The sequence below is a fragment of the Belnapia arida genome, assembly GCF_016773205.1.
GTDB classification, from domain to species: domain Bacteria; phylum Pseudomonadota; class Alphaproteobacteria; order Acetobacterales; family Acetobacteraceae; genus Belnapia; species Belnapia arida.
The window spans coordinates 357,007-375,529 of the sequence record NZ_JAETWB010000003.1; the positions used below are offsets into that span (position 1 = coordinate 357,007).

Sequence of the window (18,523 nt, forward strand, 5' to 3'; positions counted from 1 at the left end):
ATCCGGGAGGAACCAAGCCATGTCCAGCGTAGCGGAGGCCGTGCGCCCCGCGGCCAGCGCCGCGCCGCTTTTCGACCCGCGGGATTTCCGCATCCCAGCCGGCATCACCCATGTCTGCGCCGGAGGCGAGACCGCCTTCCTCCACCGCCATGATGCGGCGCTGGCCCGCTACGCTGCCGACAAGAGCCGCGGCCCCCATGGCCGCCACGCCCAGGATGCCGAGGTGATGCGCGCCCGCAGCCTCGCCGCCGCCGCCTGGGGCGTGGAGCGCGGTGACATCGGCCTCGTCGCCAATGTCGCCGAGGGCATGTCGATGCTGGTCGAGAGCCTCGACTGGCGGCCGGGCGACAACATCGTCGTCGATCCCGACGAGTATCCTTCCCTCGTCGCCCCGGTCGCGCTCCAGCGCCACCCGCACATCGCCATCCGCTACGCCCGCGCCAGCGACGCCGCGGCGCTTGCCGCCACGGTGACCGAGCGGACGCGGATGATCGCCGTCTCCCACGTCTCCTACCTGACCGGCGAGCGCTACGACCTCGCCGCGCTGCGACGCGTGGCGGACGCCGTCGGCGCCATGCTTGTCGTCGACCACACCCAGGCGGCCGGCTACCTGCCGATCGACCCGCGCCTCGCCGACTTCGCCTTCGCCGCCAGCTACAAATGGCTGCTCGGCATGACCGGCACCGCCATCGCCTACTGGAACCGCGCCCGCCAGCCGGACTGGGCGCCGAGCACCGCCGGCTGGCACTCGATCGACGACATGGGCCGTCCCGACTACGCCGCCGGCCTCAGGCTGCTGCCGGATGCCATGCGCTTCTCCCGCGGCAACCCCGCCCATGGCGCCGTCTATGTGCTGGCCGAGGCGCTCGACTACCTCGCCGGCTTCCCGCCCGGCGCGGCGCAGGCCCATGTCCAGCGCCTGACGACGGCGCTGCTCGACCGGCTGGAGGCGGCCGGCATCCCGAGCACCACCCCGCGCGACCCCGCCCGCCACGGCGCCAGCGTCTGCATCGCCAGCCCCGGCGCCGCCGCGCTGACCGAGGCGCTGGTGCAGCGCGGCGTTTGGGCCTGGAATGGCCGTGGCCGTATCCGCTTCAGCTTCCACGGCTACAACGCCATGGCCGATCTGGACCGCATCATGGAAGCGCTCCGGGCCGAGTGGCGGCCGTGAGGCCCGGTCGGCGCGGCCTGCTCGCCCTCGGCCTCGCCGCACCCTCCCTGGCCCCGGGCCTCGCCCGCGCCGCCTGGCCCGACCGCCCGGTCCGCCTCGTCGTGCCCTTCGGCGGCGGCGGCCAGACCGACATCGTCAGCCGGGTGACGGCGGAGGCGCTTTCGGCCCGGCTCGGCCAGCCGGTGCTGGCCGACAACCGCCCGGGCGGCAACGGCAACCTCGCGGCCGAGACCGTCGCCCGCGCGGCGCCAGACGGCTATACGGTGCTGGTAGCCGGCGGCGGGACCACCAGCGGGCTGAACGCGTTGCTCTACCGCAACCTCACCTATGACGGGATGCGGGACTTCACCCCGGTCGGCCTGTTCTGCACCACCGCCAACATGCTGCTGGTGCACACCGCCATCCCCGGCCAGGGCTTCGCCGAGGTGGCCGGCTGGATCCGCGCCAATCCCGGCCGCTTCACCTATGCCTCAGCCAGCGTCGGCGCCATCACCCACCTCATCATGGAGGATCTCGGCGCCCGGCTTGGGCTCGAGATGGTCCACGTCCCCTATCGCCAGAGCACCCAGGCCATGGCCGACCTGCTCGCCGGCCGCATCCATTGCCGGGCCCTTGGCCTGCCGGAGGGCGAGGCGGTGCGCGGCACGCCCTCCGTTCGCCCGGTGGCGCTGACCACGCCGGCACGCCGGCCCGAGTGGCCCGGCGTGCCCGCCATCGCCGAGACCATCCCGGGCTTCGAGGCGGATGCCTATTTCGGCCTCGCCGTCCCGAGCGGCGCCCCGCCCGAGGCGGTGCAGCGGCTGAGCGAGGCGCTGAACGATGCTCTCCGTGACGAGACGGTGCGCGCCGCCTATGCCAGGGTCGGCGCCGATGCCGCCCCGCCCAACACCCCGGCGCAATTCGCCGAGCGCTGCCGCGCCGATGCCGAGCGCTGGGCGCCGCTGATCCGCCGCCTCAACCTTACCGCCGAATAGGATTCCCCGATGGAGCTGAGCAAGGAGCTGCAAGCCTGGGTCGGCCGCCGCCGCGTCGTCGAGGAGGATATCTCGCTCGGCACCGTCCGCCGCATCGCCGCCATGCTCGACATGGATCCCGCCGGCTTCCGCCAGGGCGAGGCCCTGCCGCCCCACTGGTTCGGCTTCTTCTGCAACGAGGCGTCGCGCCAGTCCGATATCGGCACGGACGGGCACCCCAATCCCGGCGTCGTCCTGCCGCCCATCCCGCTGCCCCGCCGCATGGGCGCCGGCCGGCGCGTGACGATCCCCGGCACGCTCCGCATCGGCGACATGGCCGAGCGCACCGCGGAAGTCGCCGCCATCGTCCCGAAGCAGGCGCGCACCGGCTTCATCACCGTGCTCACCATGCGCCACACCTATCGCGTCGGCGGACAGGTCGTCGTCGAGGAGGAGTTCGATGCCGTCTACCGCGAGGCGCCGAAGCCCGGCGAGGCGAGCCCCGTCGCGCCACCCAACCCGGCGCCGACGGATGCCGCCTGGCGGGTCGAGCGGCACCTCTCCTCGCCGCTGGTCTTCCGCTACTCGGCGCTGACCTGGAACGCGCACCGCATCCACTACGACGCCGACTATGCCCGCGGCGAGGAGGGCTACCCCGCCACCGTGCAGAATGGCGGGCTGACCATGCAGCTCCTGCTCGACGCCGCCGTCGCGCATATGCCCGGCCGCCTCGCCGGCTTCACCGCCCGGCTGACGCGGCCGATCTATGTCGGCGACATCATCACCCTCTGCGGCCGCGCGCCGGATGGCGGCAAGACGGCGACCTGGGTGCAGGACCGCGACGGCAATCTTTGCGGCCAGCTCGACTGCGAGTTCGCGGCGTGAGCGGCGGGCCGCTCGGGGGCATCAAGGTCGTCGATCTCACCACCGTCGTCGTCGGCCCGATCTGCACCCGCACCCTCGGCGACCAGGGCGCCGAGGTCATCAAGGTGGAGGCGCCGGGCGGCGACATCCTCCGCTACCTCGCCGCCGGCAGCCGCTCGCCCGCCATGTCGGGCAAGTTCATCAACTTCAACCGCAACAAGCGCAGCATCGTCCTCGACATCAAGCAGCCCGAGGGCCTCGCCGCGCTGCGGCGCCTGATCGCTGAGGCCGATGTCTTCGTCTCCAATGTCCGTCCCGCGGCGCTGGCCCGCGCCGGGCTCGACCACGCCTCGCTCGCACCCTCGAACCCGCGCCTGATCCATTGCGGCATCGTCGCCTTCGGCACGGATGGCCGCTACGCCAACCGCCCGGCCTACGACCCAATCATCCAGTCCCTCTCGGGCGTCGCCGGCACCTTCGAGCGCGCCATCGGCGAGCCGCGCTTCGTGCCCATGGTGATGACCGACCACATCACCGGCCTCGTCGCCGCCCAGAGCATCGGCTTCGCCCTCTACCGACGCGAGAAGACCGGCATCGGCGAGGCCATCGAGGTGCCGATGTTCGAGACCATGGCGAGCTTCGTCGCCTCGGAGCACCTCGGCGCCGCCACCTTCGACCCGCCCGAGGGCCCGAGCGGCGATGCCCGCCTGCTCTCGCCCGACTACCGCCCGCTGCCGACGCGGGACGGCTTCATCACCATCCGCCCGAACGACAACCGCCAGGCCTTCGCCTTCTTCGACGCCATCGGCCGCCCCGAGCTGAAGACCGACCCGCGCTTCGCTACGCCCATCACCCGCACGCAGAACGCCGCCGACTACTTCACCCTCCAGGTCGAGGCGCTGGCGCAAAAGACGACGGCGGAATGGCTCACGATCTTCGCCGCGGCCGATGTCCCCGCCGCCCGCTACAACTCCATCGACGACCTGCTCGAGGACCCGCATCTCGGCGATGTCGGCTTCTGGCAGGATGACGACCACCCGACCGAGGGCCGCATCCGCCGTACCCGCACCCCCGTCACCTTCCGTGGCGGCATGCGCGAGGCGACGCGGCCCGCTCCCCGCCTCGGCGCCCAGACGCGGGAGGTGCTGGCCGAAGCCGGCTACTCCGCGGCCGAGATCGACGCCATGCTGCAATCCGGCGCCGCCGCCTGAGGATGCGGTCCGATGGCCGGAGCGCTGAGGGGCGCGCAGGGTTGAATCGGCCCGCTCAACACAAGGACCTTTCGATGACCCTGCCGAACTGGCGCTCCCTGCTCTTCGTCCCCGCCACCGCCGAGCGCTTCGTCGCCCGCGCCCATACCCGTGGTGCCGACGTGATCATCCTCGACCTCGAGGACAGCATCCCGCCGCCCGAGAAGGAGGCCGCCCGCGCCGCGCTCCCCGCCGCCGCCGCCGCGCTGCATGCCGAGGGCCAGGCGCTCGCCGTTCGCATCAACCGAGCCCTCGACCTCGCCGTGCCCGACATCGCCGCCGCCATCCGGCCCGAGGTCTCGGCGCTGATGCTGCCCAAGGTGATGGGGCCCGAGCATATCCGCCTGCTCTCCGAAGTGGTCGCCACGCGCGAGGCCGCGCTCGGCATGCCCCTCGGCCATACCCGCTTCATCGGCATCGTCGAGACGCCGCAGGCCCTGCCGAATCTCGCCGCCATCGCGCTCGCCGATCCGCGCATGGCAGCGCTCGGCCTCGGCTCCGAGGATCTCTCGACCGAGCTGGAGGCCGTGCCCGGCGCCGACATGCTCTACCCCTTCGGCATGATGGTGGTGGCGGCGGCGCGCGGTGCCGGCATCCTCCCCCTCGGCTCCATCGGCGCCTTCGCCGATTTCCGCGACCTCGAGGGCTACCGCGCCAGCCTGCAACGTTCGCGGAAGCTCGGCTTCGCCTGCACCGCCTGCATCCACCCGGCGCATGTGCCGATCATCAACGAGGAATACGGCGTCGCCCCCGCCGAGGCCGACCGCGCCCGGCGCCTCATCGCCGCCTTCGAGGAGGCGCTCGCGGCCGGGCAGGGGGCCGTCGCATTCGAGGGCGCGATGATCGACCTGCCCGTCGTGGAACGCGCCCGCCGCCTCCTCGCCCGCGCCCGCTGATGCCGGCGGGGCGCCCAGGGAGAGAACGACCGATGCCAGACCACATCCCCGCCGAGGCCCTCCGCCGCTTCATGACCGGCATCTACGAGGCCGCCGGCGTCCCCGCCGCCGATGCCGCCCTCGTCGCCGGCCTGATGACCGAAGCCGACCTCATCGGCGCCGATGGCCACGGTGTCTTCCGCCTCGCCCAGTATGTGCGCCGCATGCGCGCCGGGGGCATGAACCCGCGCGCCACCCCGCGCATCGTCGAGGAACGCCCGGCCTCCGCGCTGATCGACGGCGACAACGGCCTCGGCCATCTGGCGACGACGATGGCCGCGCACACCGCCATCGCCAAGGCCCGCAGCCAGGGCGTCGCCTGGTGCGGCGTGCGCCACGGCAACCATGCCGGCCCCGCCAGCCTCTATGCGCGGATGGTGATGGAGGCGGGGATGATCGGCCTCTACCTAGCGGTCGGCAGCGCCAACCACCTGCCGCCCTGGGGCGGGCTGGAGCTGCTGCTCTCCACCAACCCCATCGCCGTCGCCGTTCCGGCGGGGGAGGAGCCGCCCATCATCCTCGACATGGCGACGACGGTCGCCGCCTACGGCAAGGTCAAGGTGAAGGCCCAGCGCGGCGAGCCGATGCCGGAGGGCTGGATGATCGACAAGCAGGGCCAGCCGCTCACCGACCCGAAGCGGGCAGGGGAGGGGCTGCTGCTTCCCATCGGCGGCTACAAGGGCTACGGGCTGGCGCTGATCTTCGGCCTGCTCGCCGGCACGCTGAACGGCGCGGCGATGGGCCGCGACGTCGTCGACTTCAACGCCGACGACACCACGGTGACGAATACCGGCCAGGCCATCCTCGCCATCGACCTTGCCGCCTTCGGAGATCCGGGCGAGTTCCGCCGCCGTGTCGATGGCCTCGCCCGCGAGATTCGCGGCAGCGCTCGCCTGCCGGGCGTCGACCGCATCTTCCTCCCCGGCGAGCAGAGCGCCGCGACCCGCGCCCGCCGCGCGGCGGAGGGCGTGCCGATCCCGCCCCCGCTCCGCACCCAGCTCGACACGCTCGCCGACGAGCTGGGTGCGCCGAGACTAGGCGCGTGATCCCGCGCCGGGCGCTGTCCGCGCTTCTCCTCCCCGCCACGGCGGCGGCGCAGGAGCCGGCCTTCCCGGCGCGGCCCGTCACCTTGCTGGTCGGCTTCGCCCCCGGCGGCGGCACCGACATCCTCGCCCGCCTGCTGGCCGCCCGGCTCGCGGAGGAATTCGGCCAGCCGGTCGCCGTCGAGAACCGCACCGGCGGGGGAGGGACCATCGCCGCCCTCGCCACGGCCCGCGCCCGGCCGGATGGGCATACCGCGACGCTCGGCACGGTCAGCAACATGGTGCAGGTGCCGCTCGCCATGCGCACCCCGCCCTTCGACCCGGCGCGGGAGGTGACGCCGATCGCGCTCGTCGCCGCCGTACCGATGGTCGTCACCGTCCCGGCGGCCTCCCCCGCGCGGGACCTTGCCGGCTTCATCGCGCTCGCCAAGGCGCAGCCCGGCCGGCTCAACTTCGCCAGCAACGGCGTCGGCACCAGCCAGCACCTCGCCGCCGAGCTCTTCATGCAGGCGACGGGGGTGCGGATGGTCCACGTCCCCTATCGGGGCAGTGGCCAGGTGGTGATGGATCTCGCCCAGGGCGTGGTCGACGTGAATTTCGACACGCTCTCCTCCGTCCTCCCCGGCATCCGCCAGGGCCTGCTGCGCGGCCTCGCCGTCACCACCGCCCGCCGCGCCGCCGCCCTGCCGGAACTGCCGACGGTGGTGGAGAGCGGCGTCCCGGGCTACGACCTCGATGTCTGGTACATGCTCTACGGCCCCGCCGGGCTGGCGGAGCCCGTCCTCCGCCGCTGGTCCGCCGCGGCGACGCGGGTGCTCGCCGAGCCCACCCTGCAGGCCCGCCTGCGCGAGTCCGGCTTCGACCCCGCCGGCGGCACCCCGGACGAGGCCGCCTCCCTCGTCCGCGCCGAGATCGCCCGCTATGGCGAGGCGATCCGACGGGCGGGAATCCAACTCGACTGAGCTACCGCTTGTATCCTCCATCCGCCCCGGCCGGCGGATAGGGGTTGGCGCCGGGGAACACCACCGGCGGCGGCGCTTGGATCACCGGCGGCGGCGCGTAGCCGTATCCGTGGTAGCGTGGCCCGTAAAACCCGGCCGGCGGCCCGACGCGGGAGCCGAAGCCCCCGCGATAGCCATAGCCTCCATGATAGCCATAGCCGCCGTGATGGCCGTAGCCGCCGCCATGATAGCCCCGCGCCGCGGCCTGCCCCGGCCCCAGCGCGAGGAGTGCGGCCAGCCCGGCCGCGAGACAGGCGAAGCGCATCGGCATGCCTCCCTTGCGTCAGCGCCTATTCGTAGATCAAGGACAGCGTTTCCGCGACGAGGGCCGGCCGGCCGGACCCTTCCACCTCCACCGTCGCCTCCATGGTGAGCCGCGCCCCGCCCTCGACCGGCTCGACCGCCTTCAGCGTCAGGTGCCCGCGCACCCGCGAGCCCGCCGGCACCGGCGCCGTGAACCGCACCTTGTTCGAGCCGTAATTCACGCCGCGGCTCCGCTGCTTCACCCGGAAGATGCTCTGGTTCAGCCGCGGCAGCAGGGAGAGCGTCAGGTACCCATGGGCGATCGTCTTGCCGCCCGGCATCTCCCGCTTCGCCCGCTCCACATCGACATGGATCCACTGGTGGTCCCCCGTCGCCTCGGCGAACTGGTCGATCATCCGCTGGTCCACCGTCACCCACTCCCCGGCGCCGAGGCTCTTGCCGATATGGGCCTGCAGATCCCCGATGGTTTCGATTTCCAGCATGCGTCTCTCTCCCTTGTTGCGCGTGACGGCTGGAATTCCTGGCACACAAGGCTAGGCTTGCCCATCACCGAACCGAGGAGGAACCGCGTGGCGCCCATGCTCCGGGCCCTGTCCCTGATGGGGCTCGCCGCCATGGCGCCCAACTCCCCGGCGCAGGCCCAGCGCCCGGCCGACGCCGCGACCATCGGCGTCGCCGCGCCCGCCACCTCGGTCGATCCGCATTTCTTCAACGCCGCGCCGAATGCCCAGCTCGCCGCCCATGTCTTCTCCCGGCTGATCGAGCGCGACGCCCGCGTGCAGCTCCAGCCCGGCCTCGCCGAGAACTGGCGGGCGCTCTCGCCGACCCTCTGGGAATTCCGCCTCCGCGCCGGCGTCACCTGGCATGACGGCCGCCCCTTCACCGCCGAGGACGTCGCCTTCTCCCTCGCCCGCGCCCCCAGCGTGCCGAACAGCCCGGGCGGCTATGGCAGCTTCCTCAGGATGGTGAAGCAGGTGGAGGTGGTCGATCCGCTGACCATCCGCCTGCACACGAAGCAGCCGCACTCCCTGCTGCCGACCGAGATCGCCTATATCGCCATCATCGCCCGCCACGCCGCCCAGGGAGCTGCGACCGAGGATTTCAACAGCGGCCGCGCCGCCATCGGCACCGGCCCCTACCGCCTGCTCTCCCACACCGCCAACGACCGCACCGAACTTGCCCGCAACGAGGCCTACTGGGGCCCGCGCGAGCCCTGGTCCCGCGTCACCCTCCGCTTCCTCGGCAACGACGCCGCCCGCACCGCCGCCATCCTCGCCGGCGACGTGGACATGATCGACCAGGTCCCCTCCGCCGACCTTGCCCGGCTGCGTGGCGACAGCCGCGTCGGCCTGTTCGAGATCCAGGGCCTCCGCCTCATCTTCCTCCAGGCCGATTTCTCGCACGACGCGGCGATGCCCTTCGTCACCGACGCCGCGGGCCAGCCGCTGCCGCTGAACCCCTTCAAGGATGCCCGCGTCCGGCGTGCCCTCTCCATCGCCATCAACCGCCAGGCGCTGGCCGAGCGGGTGATGGAGGGCGCTGCCCGTCCGGCTGGCCAGTGGCTGCCGCCGGGCGTCTATTCCCACGACCCCGGCACCCCCGTTCCTGCCTTCGACCCGGAGGCCGCCCGCCGCCTGCTAGCCGACGCCGGCTACCCGGATGGCTTCCGCCTGACGCTGCACAGCCCCAACGACCGCTACCCGAACGACGCCCGCACCGCCCAGGCCGTCGCCCAGATGTGGAGCCGCATCGGCATCCGCACCGAGGTCGCGGCACTGCCCTGGTCCGCCTTCTCCGCCCGCGCCGCCCGGCAGGAATTCGCCATGCGCCTCACCGGCTGGGGCAGCACCACGGGGGAGGCGAGCTACCTCCTCGCCAATGTGCTCGGCACCTACGACCCTGCCGCCCGGCGCGGCGCCTCCAATGCCGGCCGCTACTCCAACCCGGCCCTCGACACCCTCGCCGACCGCGCCACCGCCACCCTCGACCCGGAGGAGCGCGAGGCCCTGCTCCGCCAGGCGGTCCACATGGCGAGCGAGGATGTGGCGCTTATCCCGCTCTTCCACCTGGTCAACAGCTGGGCGACCCGCGCCGGCCTCCGCTACGATGCCCGGATGGACGAGCGGAGCCTCGCCATGGGCCTTCGCCGGGCCCAATAGAGACGATGCCCGAATTCCAGCCAGCCCCCGCCAGCCTCCCGCCCGGCCAGCGCGTCTATGCCGTGGGCGACGTCCACGGCCATGACGCCAAGCTCGCCGCCCTGCATGCGCAGATCGCCGCCGACCTGGCCGCCCGCCCGGCCGAGTCGCCGCTGCTGGTCCATCTCGGCGACTATATCGACCGCGGCCCCGACAGCCGCGGCGTCATCGCCCGCCTCCTCGCCGGCCCGCCCGTCGATGGCCTGCCCATGGTGAACCTCATCGGCAACCACGAGCGCAGCATGATCGACGCCCTGGCCGGCGAGCGCGCCGCCGTCACCGACTGGCGTATGCATGGCGGCCCGGAGGCGCTGGCGAGCTGGGACATCGACCCAGACAGCGATCCGGCCACCTGGCCCGCCCTGATCCCTGCCGCCCACCGCCGCTTCGTCGAGGATCTCGCCCTTATGCACCGGGCAGGCGGCTACCTCTTCGTCCATGCCGGCATCCGCCCGGGGATTCCGCTCGAGGCGCAGTCGCCCGACGACCTCATCCGCATCCGTGGCGGCTTCCTCGATTCCGTGGCCGATTTCGGTCTCGTCGTCATCCATGGCCACACCCCGACCCATGGCCCCATACTCCGGCGCAACCGCATCGGCATCGACACCGGAGCCGCCTACGGCCGGGAACTGACCTGCCTGGTGCTGGAGGGCGATTGCATGGCCTTCCTGCACGCCGCATAGGATCGATCACCCAAATTTCATCACCTTCCGGTTGTGTAACGGGTGGATTCGACCCAGCATGGCGTGGATCAGGGCGGGGGGGAGCGGCATCGCGGCCGCGGTGCCTTCGTTCGCGTGCAAAAATCAACCGTGTCCTAACTTTAAGTTGATTGCGCCAGAGGCATGCCTATTGTCGTGCATGCCAAACCATCGGGTGCGCAAGTTGCCGCTGCTTTCCACCATCACGCCCTGGCTGGGCCGGCTTCGGGTGCGCCTGCTGGCGCTCGTCCTGATCGCCGTGCTGCCGCCCGCACTCCTCACGGTGTGGGAACAGGAGCGCAATGCGGAGGCGCAGCTGCAGGAGGCCGCCCGCGCGCTGGAGGACCTCGCGGTCAATACCGCCCGCGAGCAGGCGGCTCTGGTCGGCCATGTCCGGACGCTGCTCGCCACGCTCTCCCGCCTGCCCGACCTTGCTGGCGACGCGCCCGAGCGTTGCGGCCCGCTGCTGCGGACCCTCGCCGGCAGCGCACCCTGGCTGCGCGGCCTCAGCCTGCATGACGCCGAAGGCGGCCCGCTCTGCACCGATGGCCGCCCCGCCGGCCCGATCGCCGGCAGCGACGTCCTGCGCGAGGCGCGGGCCAGCGGCGGCTTCGCCCTCTCCGACCTGGTGGCCGATGCGGAGGGCCCGATGCTGCTCGCCGTTCAGCCCCTGCCGGGCGACCAGGGCCGGCTGCTCGTCGCCGACCTCGACCCGGCCCGCCTCGGCGACCGCACCCAACTCCCCGCCGGCGTCGATACGTTGGCGCTGATCGACAGCACCGGCACCGTGCTCGCCCGCTTGCCGCCCGTGCCCGGCCTCGTCGGCCGCAGCCTCGACGGCCCGGTGATCGACCGGGCGCTGCGCGGCGGCAGCGGCCATATCCGTGGGAAGGGTCATGGCGGGGTGGAGCGCCTCTTCGGCTACGCCCCGATTCCCGGCACCCGCGCTACCCTGCTGCTCGGCCGCAACCCCGCGGCCCTACTGGCGCCGATCCATGCCCTGCACGACCAGGTCCTCCAGCTCGCCGCCGGCGCCGCGGCACTGGCCCTGGCCCTCGCCCTGCTGGCCGGCCGGCTGATGCTGCTGCGGCCCATGGCCCGCTTCTCCACGGCCGTCCGCCGCATCGCCGACGGCGACCTCGCCGCCCGCGCCGAGACCGGCCGGCTCTCCGGCGAGTTCGGCCGCCTCGCCGCCGAGGTGAACGGCATGGCCGCCCGCCTCGCCGCCCATCAGGCCGCACTGGAGGCGAAGAATGCCGAACTTGCCCGCCTGGCCGGGCAGCTCGCCGCCGCCCGCGACACCGCCGAGGCTGCCAATGCGGCCAAGACCCGCTTTGTCCGCATGCTGAGCCATGAGCTGCGCACCCCGCTCAACGGCATCTTCGGCCATGCGCAGATCCTTATGGCCGATTCCGGCCTCACCCCCGGCCAGCGCCGCTGCGCCGAGCAGATCACCGAAAGCGGCGAGCACCTCATGTCGATGATCCGCGAGTTGCTGGACCTCGCCGCCATCGAGGCGGGCAAGGTGGCGCTGGCCCCGGCCCCGGTCCGCCTCGCCGCCTTGGCGGAGTCCTGCGCCGCGCTCATCCGCCCGGCCGCCGCGGCCAAGCGCCTCGCCTTCGAGGTCGAGGTTGCCCCCGCCGCCGCCGGCTGGGTTTCGGCCGACCCGGTGCGGCTCCGCCAGGTGCTGCTCAACCTGCTGGGCAATGCCGTGAAATTCACCGCCCAGGGCGAGGTCCTGCTGCGCATCCGCCTGGCCGCCGGGGGCCTCACCCGCTTCGAGGTGAGCGATACCGGCCCTGGCATGACCGAGGCCGAGCGCGCCTCCCTCTTCCAGGAATTCCTCCGCCTCGCCGGTGCCGAGCGGGCCGAGGGCAGCGGCCTCGGCCTCGCCATCACCGCGAAGCTCGCCCGGTTGATGGGCGGCAGCATCGGCTGCGACAGCGTGAAAGGGCAGGGGAGCCTGTTCTGGGTCGAGCTGCCCCTGCCGCCTGCCATCCCCGCTGCCGAGCCGGCGCCCGCGGCCACCGGGCTGCCGCTCGGCAGGCCGCTCCGCCTGCTGCTGGCCGATGACGTGCTGGTCAACCGCGAGGTCGCCCGCGCCCTGCTGAACGCCGCCGGCCATGAGGTGGAACTGGTCGCCGACGGCGCCGCCGCGCTCGAGGCCGCCCTCGCCCGCGACTGGGACGCCGTGCTGCTCGATGTCCACATGCCGGTGATGGACGGCCTCACCGCCGCCCGTGGCATCCGCGCTGCCGCGGGGCCGCGGGGCGCCGTTCCCATCCTCGCCGTCACCGCCAGCGCCAACCGGGCCGAGGTCGAGGAATGCCTCGCCGCCGGCATGGACGCCCATGTCGAGAAGCCCCTTCGCGCCTGGGATCTGCACAACGCCCTGGCCCATATTCGCGCCCGCGGCCGCGACCTCGCCATGGCGAAGTAGCCGGCAGGCCCCTCTGGCAAAGCGGGTGCATATGCCCCATATGCAACCGGAAGGCCTGCAACACGTTGCCAAGCCGCGTTCGCCGGGCGATACCCGGCCGGACAGCCCGGCCCGATAGGGCGGCAGGCCCGATCCCCCGCTTCGTTCCATGGCGCGGCCTCCCATCGGGCAGGCCGCGGAGTTTCTGATTTGACCGATACCGATGGCGCCTCCTCCGCATACGCCGAGAGCCCCGCGTCACGCCATTCCCCCGCCGAGGCTGCGATCCTCGCTTCCGGCCTCGCCGTCGCGCCGCGCGAGATGCCTGCCCTCATCCGCCGCGTCGAGCGCCGCCTGCCGGCCGATGCCGATGCTGTCCGCGTCGCACTCATCGAGACGCGGCGGCGTGCCTGGATCGCCCGGCTGAACGACCTCGCCAACCGCGCCGGCCGCGTCTGGGTCCGCCGCGCCGAGGTCGAGACCGCCGCCGGCACCATCACCGAGCTGGAGCCGGACGACGACATCCTGCTCGCCGCCCTCGGCGACGCCGTTGCCCGCCGGCTGCGTGGCCTCGGCCCGACGGCGGAGGCCGCGCTGGATGCCATCGCGGCCGAGCTGGTGGAAACCGGCTCCGGCAGCCTCTCGGCCGACCGCCACGCCATGCTGGCCCGTGAGGTCGCCGCTGCTTTCGGCCTTCGGGGCGAGGCCGAGCTGGCCTTCCTGGATTCCGTCGCCGCCATCGAATCCCGCCGCCGCCGCGACCTCCGCGAGGCCGAAACCGCGACCCGCGCGAAGCGCCGCGAGGAGGTCCAGCGCCTCCGCGCCTGGGAGCGCAGCCTCGTCGAGTTCCGCGCCCTCCCCAGCCTCCTGGGCGCCACCGAGAAGGAGGTTCTGCGCTGGATCGGCGGGGGCCTGATCCCCGTCGCCCGCCGCATCCCGACCCGCAACAAGGGCCAGGAGAAGTGGGAGTTCGACCCCAAGGAGGTTGGCGCCCTCCGCTCCCAGGTCCCGGCCTGGCGCGAGGCCGAGGCACCCGAACTCCGCAACCGCCCGGCCAGTCCTGCGGTGGCGAAGCCGACCCGCGCCGGCAACGCCGCCGTCGCCCGCGTCGCCGCGCTCGACCGCTATGCCGGCCACTTCGCCACCGCACGCGCGCTGAACCGCCGCATCACCCTCGTTACCGGTCCGACCAACTCCGGCAAGAGCCACACCGCCCTCGACCGCCTGGCGAAGTCGGAGAGCGGCATGGCCCTCGCTCCGCTCCGCCTGCTCGCCCATGAATTCCGCGAGGCGTTGGCGACGCGTGGCGTCCTTGCCTCCCTCTCGACGGGCGAGGAGCGCCTGCCCGTTCCCGGCAGCCGCCACCTGGCCGCGACCGTCGAGATGTGCCCCTTCCACAACCCGGTGGACGTCGCCCTGATCGACGAGGCGCAGATGCTCGGCGACCGCGACCGCGGCGCCGCCTGGACCGCCGCCATCATGGGCGCTCCGGCCCGCGAGGTCTTCGTCCTCGGCGCACCGGAATGCGCGACGCTGGTGCGGCGCATCGCCCGCCTCTGCGACGACGAGATGGACGAGGTGAAGCTGCAGCGGAAGAACCCGTTGGTCGCCGCCTCGAAGCCCGTCGCCCTCGGCGACCTCCGCACCGGCGATGCGCTCGTCGCCTTCTCCCGCCGCGACGTGCTCGACCTGCGCGCGGAACTCGTCAAGCGCGGCAAGCGCGTCGCCGTCGTGTACGGCGCGCTCAGCCCCGAGGTCCGCCGCGCCGAGGCCGCCCGCTTCCGCACCGGCGATGCCGATGTTCTGGTGGCGACGGATGCCATCGGCATGGGCCTCAACCTGCCCATCCGCCGCGTCGTCTTCTCGACCCTGCGCAAATTCGACGGCGAGAGCCGCCGCGAGCTGAACAGCCAGGAGGTGAAGCAGATCGGCGGCCGCGCCGGCCGCTTCGGCCAGCACGAGGAGGGCGTCGTCGCGGTCCTCGCCGGCGGCGGCAGCCCCGACTTCGTCAAGATGATGCTGAACGCAGCGCCCGAGATGCCGGAGGATCTCCGCCCCCAGGTCCAGCCCGATGCCGACATCGTCGCCGCCGTCGCCGCCGAGATCGGCTCGGACAGCCTCTTTGGCGTCCTCGCCCGCATCAAGCGCGCCGTGCTCCGCCCCGACGACCCGAACTACCGCCTCGCCGACCTGACCCAGGCCATGGCCGTCGCCTCGGCGATCGACGGCGTCCCCGGTCTCTCCCTGCTGGACCGCTGGACCTACGCCCTCTGCCCGGTGGACGAGCGCGACAACGGCGTCGCCCGCCTCGCCCGCTGGGCGGTGGAGCATGGCGCCGGCCGCCCCGTGCCGCCGCCCATGGCCGGCCGCCTGCCCGCGCCCGAGCGCGCGGCGCGGGAGGAACTCGAACGCGCCGAGAAGGTCCACAAGCGCCTGGTCGCCTGGCGCTGGTTGTCGCTCCGCTTCGAACTCGCCTATCCCGCCCGCGCCGAGGCCGAGGCCGAGACCATCCGGCTGGACCGCTGGATCGAGGATGTGCTGCGCCAGCAGAGGCGGTCGAAGCTCGTCATGTAGAACGGGGGCGCCGCCCCCGTGCCCCCACCGGGGGAAGCTTCCCCCGGGCCCCGCCGTAAGTTTTCCGGATACCTTGATGCCCTTTCCCCCGCTTCCCGCTCCGTTGCAGGCTGCGCTCGCCGAGCGTGGCTATGCCGAGCCCACCCCCGTCCAGGCCGCCGTGCTTGAGGCCGAGACCGAAGGGCGCGACCTGCTCGTCTCCGCCCAGACGGGCTCCGGCAAGACCGTCGCCTACGGCCTTGCGATGGCGCATCTGCTGATGGGCGGCACCGACCGCCTGTCGGCCCCCGGCCAGCCGTTGGCCCTCGTCGTCGCCCCGACGCGCGAACTCGCCCTCCAGGTCCAGGGCGAGCTTGCCTGGCTCTACGCCAAGGCCGGCGGCCGCGTCGTCACCTGCGTCGGCGGCACCGACCCGATCGCCGAGCGCCGTGCCCTGGAGCGCGGCGCCCATCTCGTCGTCGGCACCCCGGGGCGGCTCCGCGACCACCTGGAGCGCGGCAACCTCCGCCCGCAATCGCTGCGCGCCGTGGTGCTGGACGAGGCCGACGAGATGCTCGACCTCGGCTTCCGCGAGGAGCTGGAGGCGATCCTCGAGACCACGCCCGAGGACCGCCGCACGCTCCTCTTCTCCGCGACCGTCCCCGCCGGCATCGCCGCTATCGCACGCACCTACCAGAAGGACGCCCTGCGGATCGCCGCCGGCGATGCTGGCGCCCAGCACGGCGACATCGAGTACCGCGCCCTCATCATCGCCCCGCACGAGATCGAGCGCGCGGTGGTCAACAGCCTCCGCTTCTTCGAGGCGCGCTCGGCCATGGTCTTTTGCCGCACCCGCGCCACGGTGACGCGGCTGCACGGCAACCTCGCCGAGCGCGGCTTCGCCGCCGTGGCGCTCTCCGGCGAGCTGTCCCAGGCCGAGCGCAACCGCGCCATGCAGAGCCTCCGCGACGGCCGCGCCCGCGTCTGCGTGGCGACCGACGTCGCAGCCCGCGGCATCGACCTGCCCGATCTCGGCCTCGTCATCCATGCCGAGCTGCCGAACGACCCGGAGACGCTGCTCCACCGCAGTGGCCGCACCGGCCGCGCCGGCCGCAAGGGCATCAGCGCGCTGCTTGTCCCGCACAACCGCCGCCGCGCCGCCGAGCGCCTGCTCCAGGCCGCCCGCGTGCAGGCCGCCTGGGGGCCGGCCCCCTCCGCCGAGGCCATCCGCGAGAAGGACGATGCCCGCATCCTCGCCCAGGCGACGGAACTCGCCGCCGAGGAGCCGATCGATGGCGACCTCGCCCTTGCCCGCCAGCTTCTTGCGGCGCAGCCCCCCGAGGCGCTTGCCGCGGCGCTGATGCGCACCCTCCGCGCGCCGCTGCCCGCGCCCGAGGACCTGGCCGAGATCAGCGACCGCCCGCCGCCCCGCCAGCCCCATCCGGCGGGGGCCGGCAACGCCCCCGGTACCTGGTTCAAGATGAATCTCGGCCGCAACGGCAATGCCGACCCGCGCTGGGTGCTGCCCTTCCTTTGCCGCCGCGGCAACGTGACGCGCCAGGAGATCGGCCGCATCCAGGTGCAGGAGCGGGAGACGCGCTTCGAGGTCGCTCCCTGGGCCTCCGACCGCTTCGCCACGGCGGTCCGCCGCCCGGGCGATGCCAAGGATGCGCATATCCGCATCCAGCCCTCCGACCCGCCGCTGGCCGACACGCCCCGCCCGCGCCCGGCGGCCCCCCGGCGGCAATACGAAAAGCGGTAGCGGCCGCCCGCCCTCGCTCCCTGTCCCCGTGCGGCCGGGGCAGGGAGCGGGGCCATGGCGTCAGATGATCGACACCAGCGCCGAGGTGAGCCGCGCGAGGTCAAACGGCTTTTGCAGCATCGGCGCATCCGCATGCCCGGCGGTATCGTAATCATAGCCGGTGGCGATGACGAAGGGCACGTTCATCTCCGCCAGCCGGTCCGCGACCGCCGTCATCCGATGGCCGCGCAGGTTGACGTCGAGCACCGCGGCGTCCACCGCGCCATCTCCAAGCAGAGACAGCGCCTCATCGACGGTAGCGGCGGGGCCGATGACGGTGGCGCCCGCCTCCTGCAGGCTGTCCCCCACCAGCATGGCGACGAGCGCCTCGTCCTCGACGACGAGGACGCGCCGCCCGGCCAGGTCCCGGGAGGGCCTGGGTGTGATCCTGTAATGCACGACGCTTCTCCTCCTCGGGAGTATTTTGGTCTTTTTTGTTTCGAAAATATTACACAAATAAAGCGGCACTATAATGGAAAGTTCTTGCCCGTCCCGTCTGTTCACTAGCGGACACCCCGCAGGTGAAACATGCATCGCTCCTGTGCGCGGCGCCCGTCTGTCATTCCGCAGCGTCGAGGTCTGGGACAACCTCCGCCTGCAGCAGCTGCGCATAGGTCCCCTGGATCACGCCATGGCACTCGCAGGCCTCCGCTTCCAGCCTGGCCCGATCGGCGATGGTGATGCGCCCCGCGCCAGAGTCGATACAGCCGTCCAGGTGCAGGTGCCGCGCCGCCACCGTCACGCCGGCGCGCCGCACACCGAGCGACATCGCCAGGATCTCATGCGTCCATCGGCACCATCCGGCCATCCGCGTGGGCATGCGCCGTGAGCAGGGTCCGCGCCAGGCGCTGGACGATGCCGTGCCGCCGGTTGGAGGCTGCGAGCTGCGTGGAATGGACATGCCGCGCCGGCACGTAGCGGGTCAGCAGCCGCCGCAGTCCCGGCAACCGCTCTGTCGCCCCGTTGAGCAGGCCGGCGCGCAGGTGCAGCCCGCGCCCCGGCATCCGCACCACTGCATGCAGCACCGCCCGCGTTCCGCCGGGCGGCAGTGGCATGCCCGCCAGCCCCTCATGGCCGACGACCGTCGCCTCCACCCCCTCGCCACCCTCGAAGCGAGGCAAGCAGCGAGATGCAACCGCTCCCGACGAAGAGCAGCCCGGCGCTCGGGGCTTCGCGGTGGTGGAGCACCTGGTGCTGCGCCAATTCCATGGCGTCGAGCATCGGCAGCAGCCTGGCCAACTCGGCGGGTGGAAGGGCGGCGAGCAGCCTGTTCCGGGGCGGGCTCAGGCGCTGGCAAGGCTAGGACTGCCGGCGGCGGGGGGGAACGATTGGACCACCACGGCAGGAAACAACAGCAGGACAGACGACTT

General features: G+C 72.9%; 17 protein-coding genes. 12 read left to right on the top strand and 5 right to left on the bottom strand.

Annotation, left to right across the window (positions count from 1 at the left end; translation table 11 throughout):
* The first annotated feature begins 19 nt into the window (after positions 1-19).
* From JMJ56_RS11460 to JMJ56_RS11490, 7 genes are all read left to right on the top strand, one after another.
* On the top strand, positions 20-1,171 hold the full coding sequence (locus JMJ56_RS11460; RefSeq protein WP_202831731.1) for an aminotransferase class V-fold PLP-dependent enzyme: 1,152 nt from the start codon (positions 20-22) through the stop codon (positions 1,169-1,171).
* Positions 1,168-2,145 (top strand): Bug family tripartite tricarboxylate transporter substrate binding protein, encoded by a 978-nt coding sequence (locus tag JMJ56_RS11465; RefSeq protein ID WP_202831732.1) that lies wholly within the window; start codon positions 1,168-1,170, stop codon positions 2,143-2,145. The genes JMJ56_RS11460 and JMJ56_RS11465 overlap by 4 nt, the downstream gene beginning before the upstream one ends.
* A gap of 9 nt (positions 2,146-2,154) precedes the next feature.
* Positions 2,155-3,009, top strand: a complete 855-nt coding sequence (locus tag JMJ56_RS11470) for a hypothetical protein (protein WP_202831733.1) — start codon at positions 2,155-2,157, stop codon at positions 3,007-3,009.
* Positions 3,006-4,199, top strand: coding sequence for a CaiB/BaiF CoA transferase family protein (locus tag JMJ56_RS11475; protein WP_202831734.1), 1,194 nt, complete (start codon positions 3,006-3,008; stop codon positions 4,197-4,199). Before JMJ56_RS11470 ends, JMJ56_RS11475 begins: the two co-directional genes overlap by 4 nt.
* Before the next feature lie 74 nt (positions 4,200-4,273).
* Entirely contained in the window at positions 4,274-5,134 is an 861-nt protein-coding gene (locus tag JMJ56_RS11480; RefSeq protein WP_236037648.1) for an HpcH/HpaI aldolase/citrate lyase family protein, read from the top strand.
* 32 nt (positions 5,135-5,166) lie between these two features.
* Positions 5,167-6,219 carry an Ldh family oxidoreductase gene (locus JMJ56_RS11485; protein ID WP_202831736.1) on the top strand — a complete coding sequence of 351 codons (1,053 nt, stop codon included), beginning with the start codon at positions 5,167-5,169 and terminating at the stop codon, positions 6,217-6,219.
* On the top strand, positions 6,216-7,178 hold the full coding sequence (locus JMJ56_RS11490) for a Bug family tripartite tricarboxylate transporter substrate binding protein (protein WP_202831737.1): 963 nt from the start codon (positions 6,216-6,218) through the stop codon (positions 7,176-7,178). The genes JMJ56_RS11485 and JMJ56_RS11490 overlap by 4 nt, the downstream gene beginning before the upstream one ends.
* 1 nt (position 7,179) lies before the next feature.
* On the opposite strand, the gene JMJ56_RS11495 is transcribed toward JMJ56_RS11490, so the two are convergent.
* Positions 7,180-7,482, bottom strand: a complete 303-nt coding sequence (locus tag JMJ56_RS11495; RefSeq protein ID WP_202831738.1) for a hypothetical protein — start codon at positions 7,480-7,482, stop codon at positions 7,180-7,182.
* 25 nt (positions 7,483-7,507) lie between these two features.
* Entirely contained in the window at positions 7,508-7,963 is a 456-nt protein-coding gene (locus JMJ56_RS11500) for a MaoC family dehydratase (protein ID WP_202831739.1), read from the bottom strand.
* 96 nt (positions 7,964-8,059) lie between these two features.
* On the opposite strand from JMJ56_RS11500, the gene JMJ56_RS11505 reads away from it, so the two are divergent.
* The 5 genes from JMJ56_RS11505 (at position 8,060) to JMJ56_RS11525 (ending at position 17,114) form a co-directional block, all read left to right on the top strand.
* Positions 8,060-9,640, top strand: coding sequence for an ABC transporter substrate-binding protein (locus JMJ56_RS11505; protein ID WP_236037681.1), 1,581 nt, complete (start codon positions 8,060-8,062; stop codon positions 9,638-9,640).
* A gap of 5 nt (positions 9,641-9,645) precedes the next feature.
* Complete coding sequence (locus JMJ56_RS11510; protein ID WP_202831740.1) at positions 9,646-10,362, top strand: metallophosphoesterase; 717 nt, start codon at positions 9,646-9,648, stop codon at positions 10,360-10,362.
* A gap of 202 nt (positions 10,363-10,564) precedes the next feature.
* Entirely contained in the window at positions 10,565-12,820 is a 2,256-nt protein-coding gene (locus JMJ56_RS11515) for an ATP-binding protein (RefSeq protein ID WP_202831741.1), read from the top strand.
* A 189-nt stretch (positions 12,821-13,009) separates the two neighbouring features.
* Positions 13,010-15,373 (top strand): helicase-related protein, encoded by a 2,364-nt coding sequence (locus JMJ56_RS11520; protein WP_236037649.1) that lies wholly within the window; start codon positions 13,010-13,012, stop codon positions 15,371-15,373.
* 76 nt (positions 15,374-15,449) lie between these two features.
* The gene (locus JMJ56_RS11525; RefSeq protein WP_202831742.1) at positions 15,450-17,114 is read left to right on the top strand and encodes a DEAD/DEAH box helicase; all 1,665 of its coding nucleotides are present in this window, start codon (positions 15,450-15,452) and stop codon (positions 17,112-17,114) included.
* A 60-nt stretch (positions 17,115-17,174) separates the two neighbouring features.
* On the opposite strand, the gene JMJ56_RS33810 is transcribed toward JMJ56_RS11525, so the two are convergent.
* From JMJ56_RS33810 to JMJ56_RS11540, 3 genes are all read right to left on the bottom strand, one after another.
* Complete coding sequence (locus JMJ56_RS33810) at positions 17,175-17,552, bottom strand: response regulator (RefSeq protein ID WP_328702356.1); 378 nt, start codon at positions 17,550-17,552, stop codon at positions 17,175-17,177.
* A 160-nt stretch (positions 17,553-17,712) separates the two neighbouring features.
* On the bottom strand, positions 17,713-17,922 hold the full coding sequence (locus JMJ56_RS11535) for a hypothetical protein (protein WP_202831743.1): 210 nt from the start codon (positions 17,920-17,922) through the stop codon (positions 17,713-17,715).
* A gap of 10 nt (positions 17,923-17,932) precedes the next feature.
* Positions 17,933-18,274: a cyclic nucleotide-binding domain-containing protein gene (locus JMJ56_RS11540; protein ID WP_202831744.1), complete on the bottom strand. Its 342-nt coding sequence runs from the start codon at positions 18,272-18,274 to the stop codon at positions 17,933-17,935.
* Positions 18,275-18,523: the final 249 nt, after the last annotated feature.

Bases quoted from the DNA above. Each gene is read 5' to 3' on its own strand.
- JMJ56_RS11460 (WP_202831731.1), top strand. From the start codon at position 20: ATGTCCAGCGTAGCGGAGGCCGTGCGCCCCGCGGCCAGCGCCGCGCCG.
- JMJ56_RS11470 (WP_202831733.1), top strand. From the start codon at position 2,155: ATGGAGCTGAGCAAGGAGCTGCAAGCCTGGGTCGGCCGCCGCCGCGTC.
- JMJ56_RS11480 (WP_236037648.1), top strand. From the start codon at position 4,274: ATGACCCTGCCGAACTGGCGCTCCCTGCTCTTCGTCCCCGCCACCGCC.
- JMJ56_RS11485 (WP_202831736.1), top strand. From the start codon at position 5,167: ATGCCAGACCACATCCCCGCCGAGGCCCTCCGCCGCTTCATGACCGGC.
- JMJ56_RS11495 (WP_202831738.1), bottom strand. From the start codon at position 7,482: ATGCGCTTCGCCTGTCTCGCGGCCGGGCTGGCCGCACTCCTCGCGCTG.
- JMJ56_RS11500 (WP_202831739.1), bottom strand. From the start codon at position 7,963: ATGCTGGAAATCGAAACCATCGGGGATCTGCAGGCCCATATCGGCAAG.
- JMJ56_RS11505 (WP_236037681.1), top strand. From the start codon at position 8,060: ATGCTCCGGGCCCTGTCCCTGATGGGGCTCGCCGCCATGGCGCCCAAC.
- JMJ56_RS11510 (WP_202831740.1), top strand. From the start codon at position 9,646: ATGCCCGAATTCCAGCCAGCCCCCGCCAGCCTCCCGCCCGGCCAGCGC.
- JMJ56_RS11525 (WP_202831742.1), top strand. From the start codon at position 15,450: ATGCCCTTTCCCCCGCTTCCCGCTCCGTTGCAGGCTGCGCTCGCCGAG.
- JMJ56_RS11535 (WP_202831743.1), bottom strand. From the start codon at position 17,922: ATGTCGCTCGGTGTGCGGCGCGCCGGCGTGACGGTGGCGGCGCGGCAC.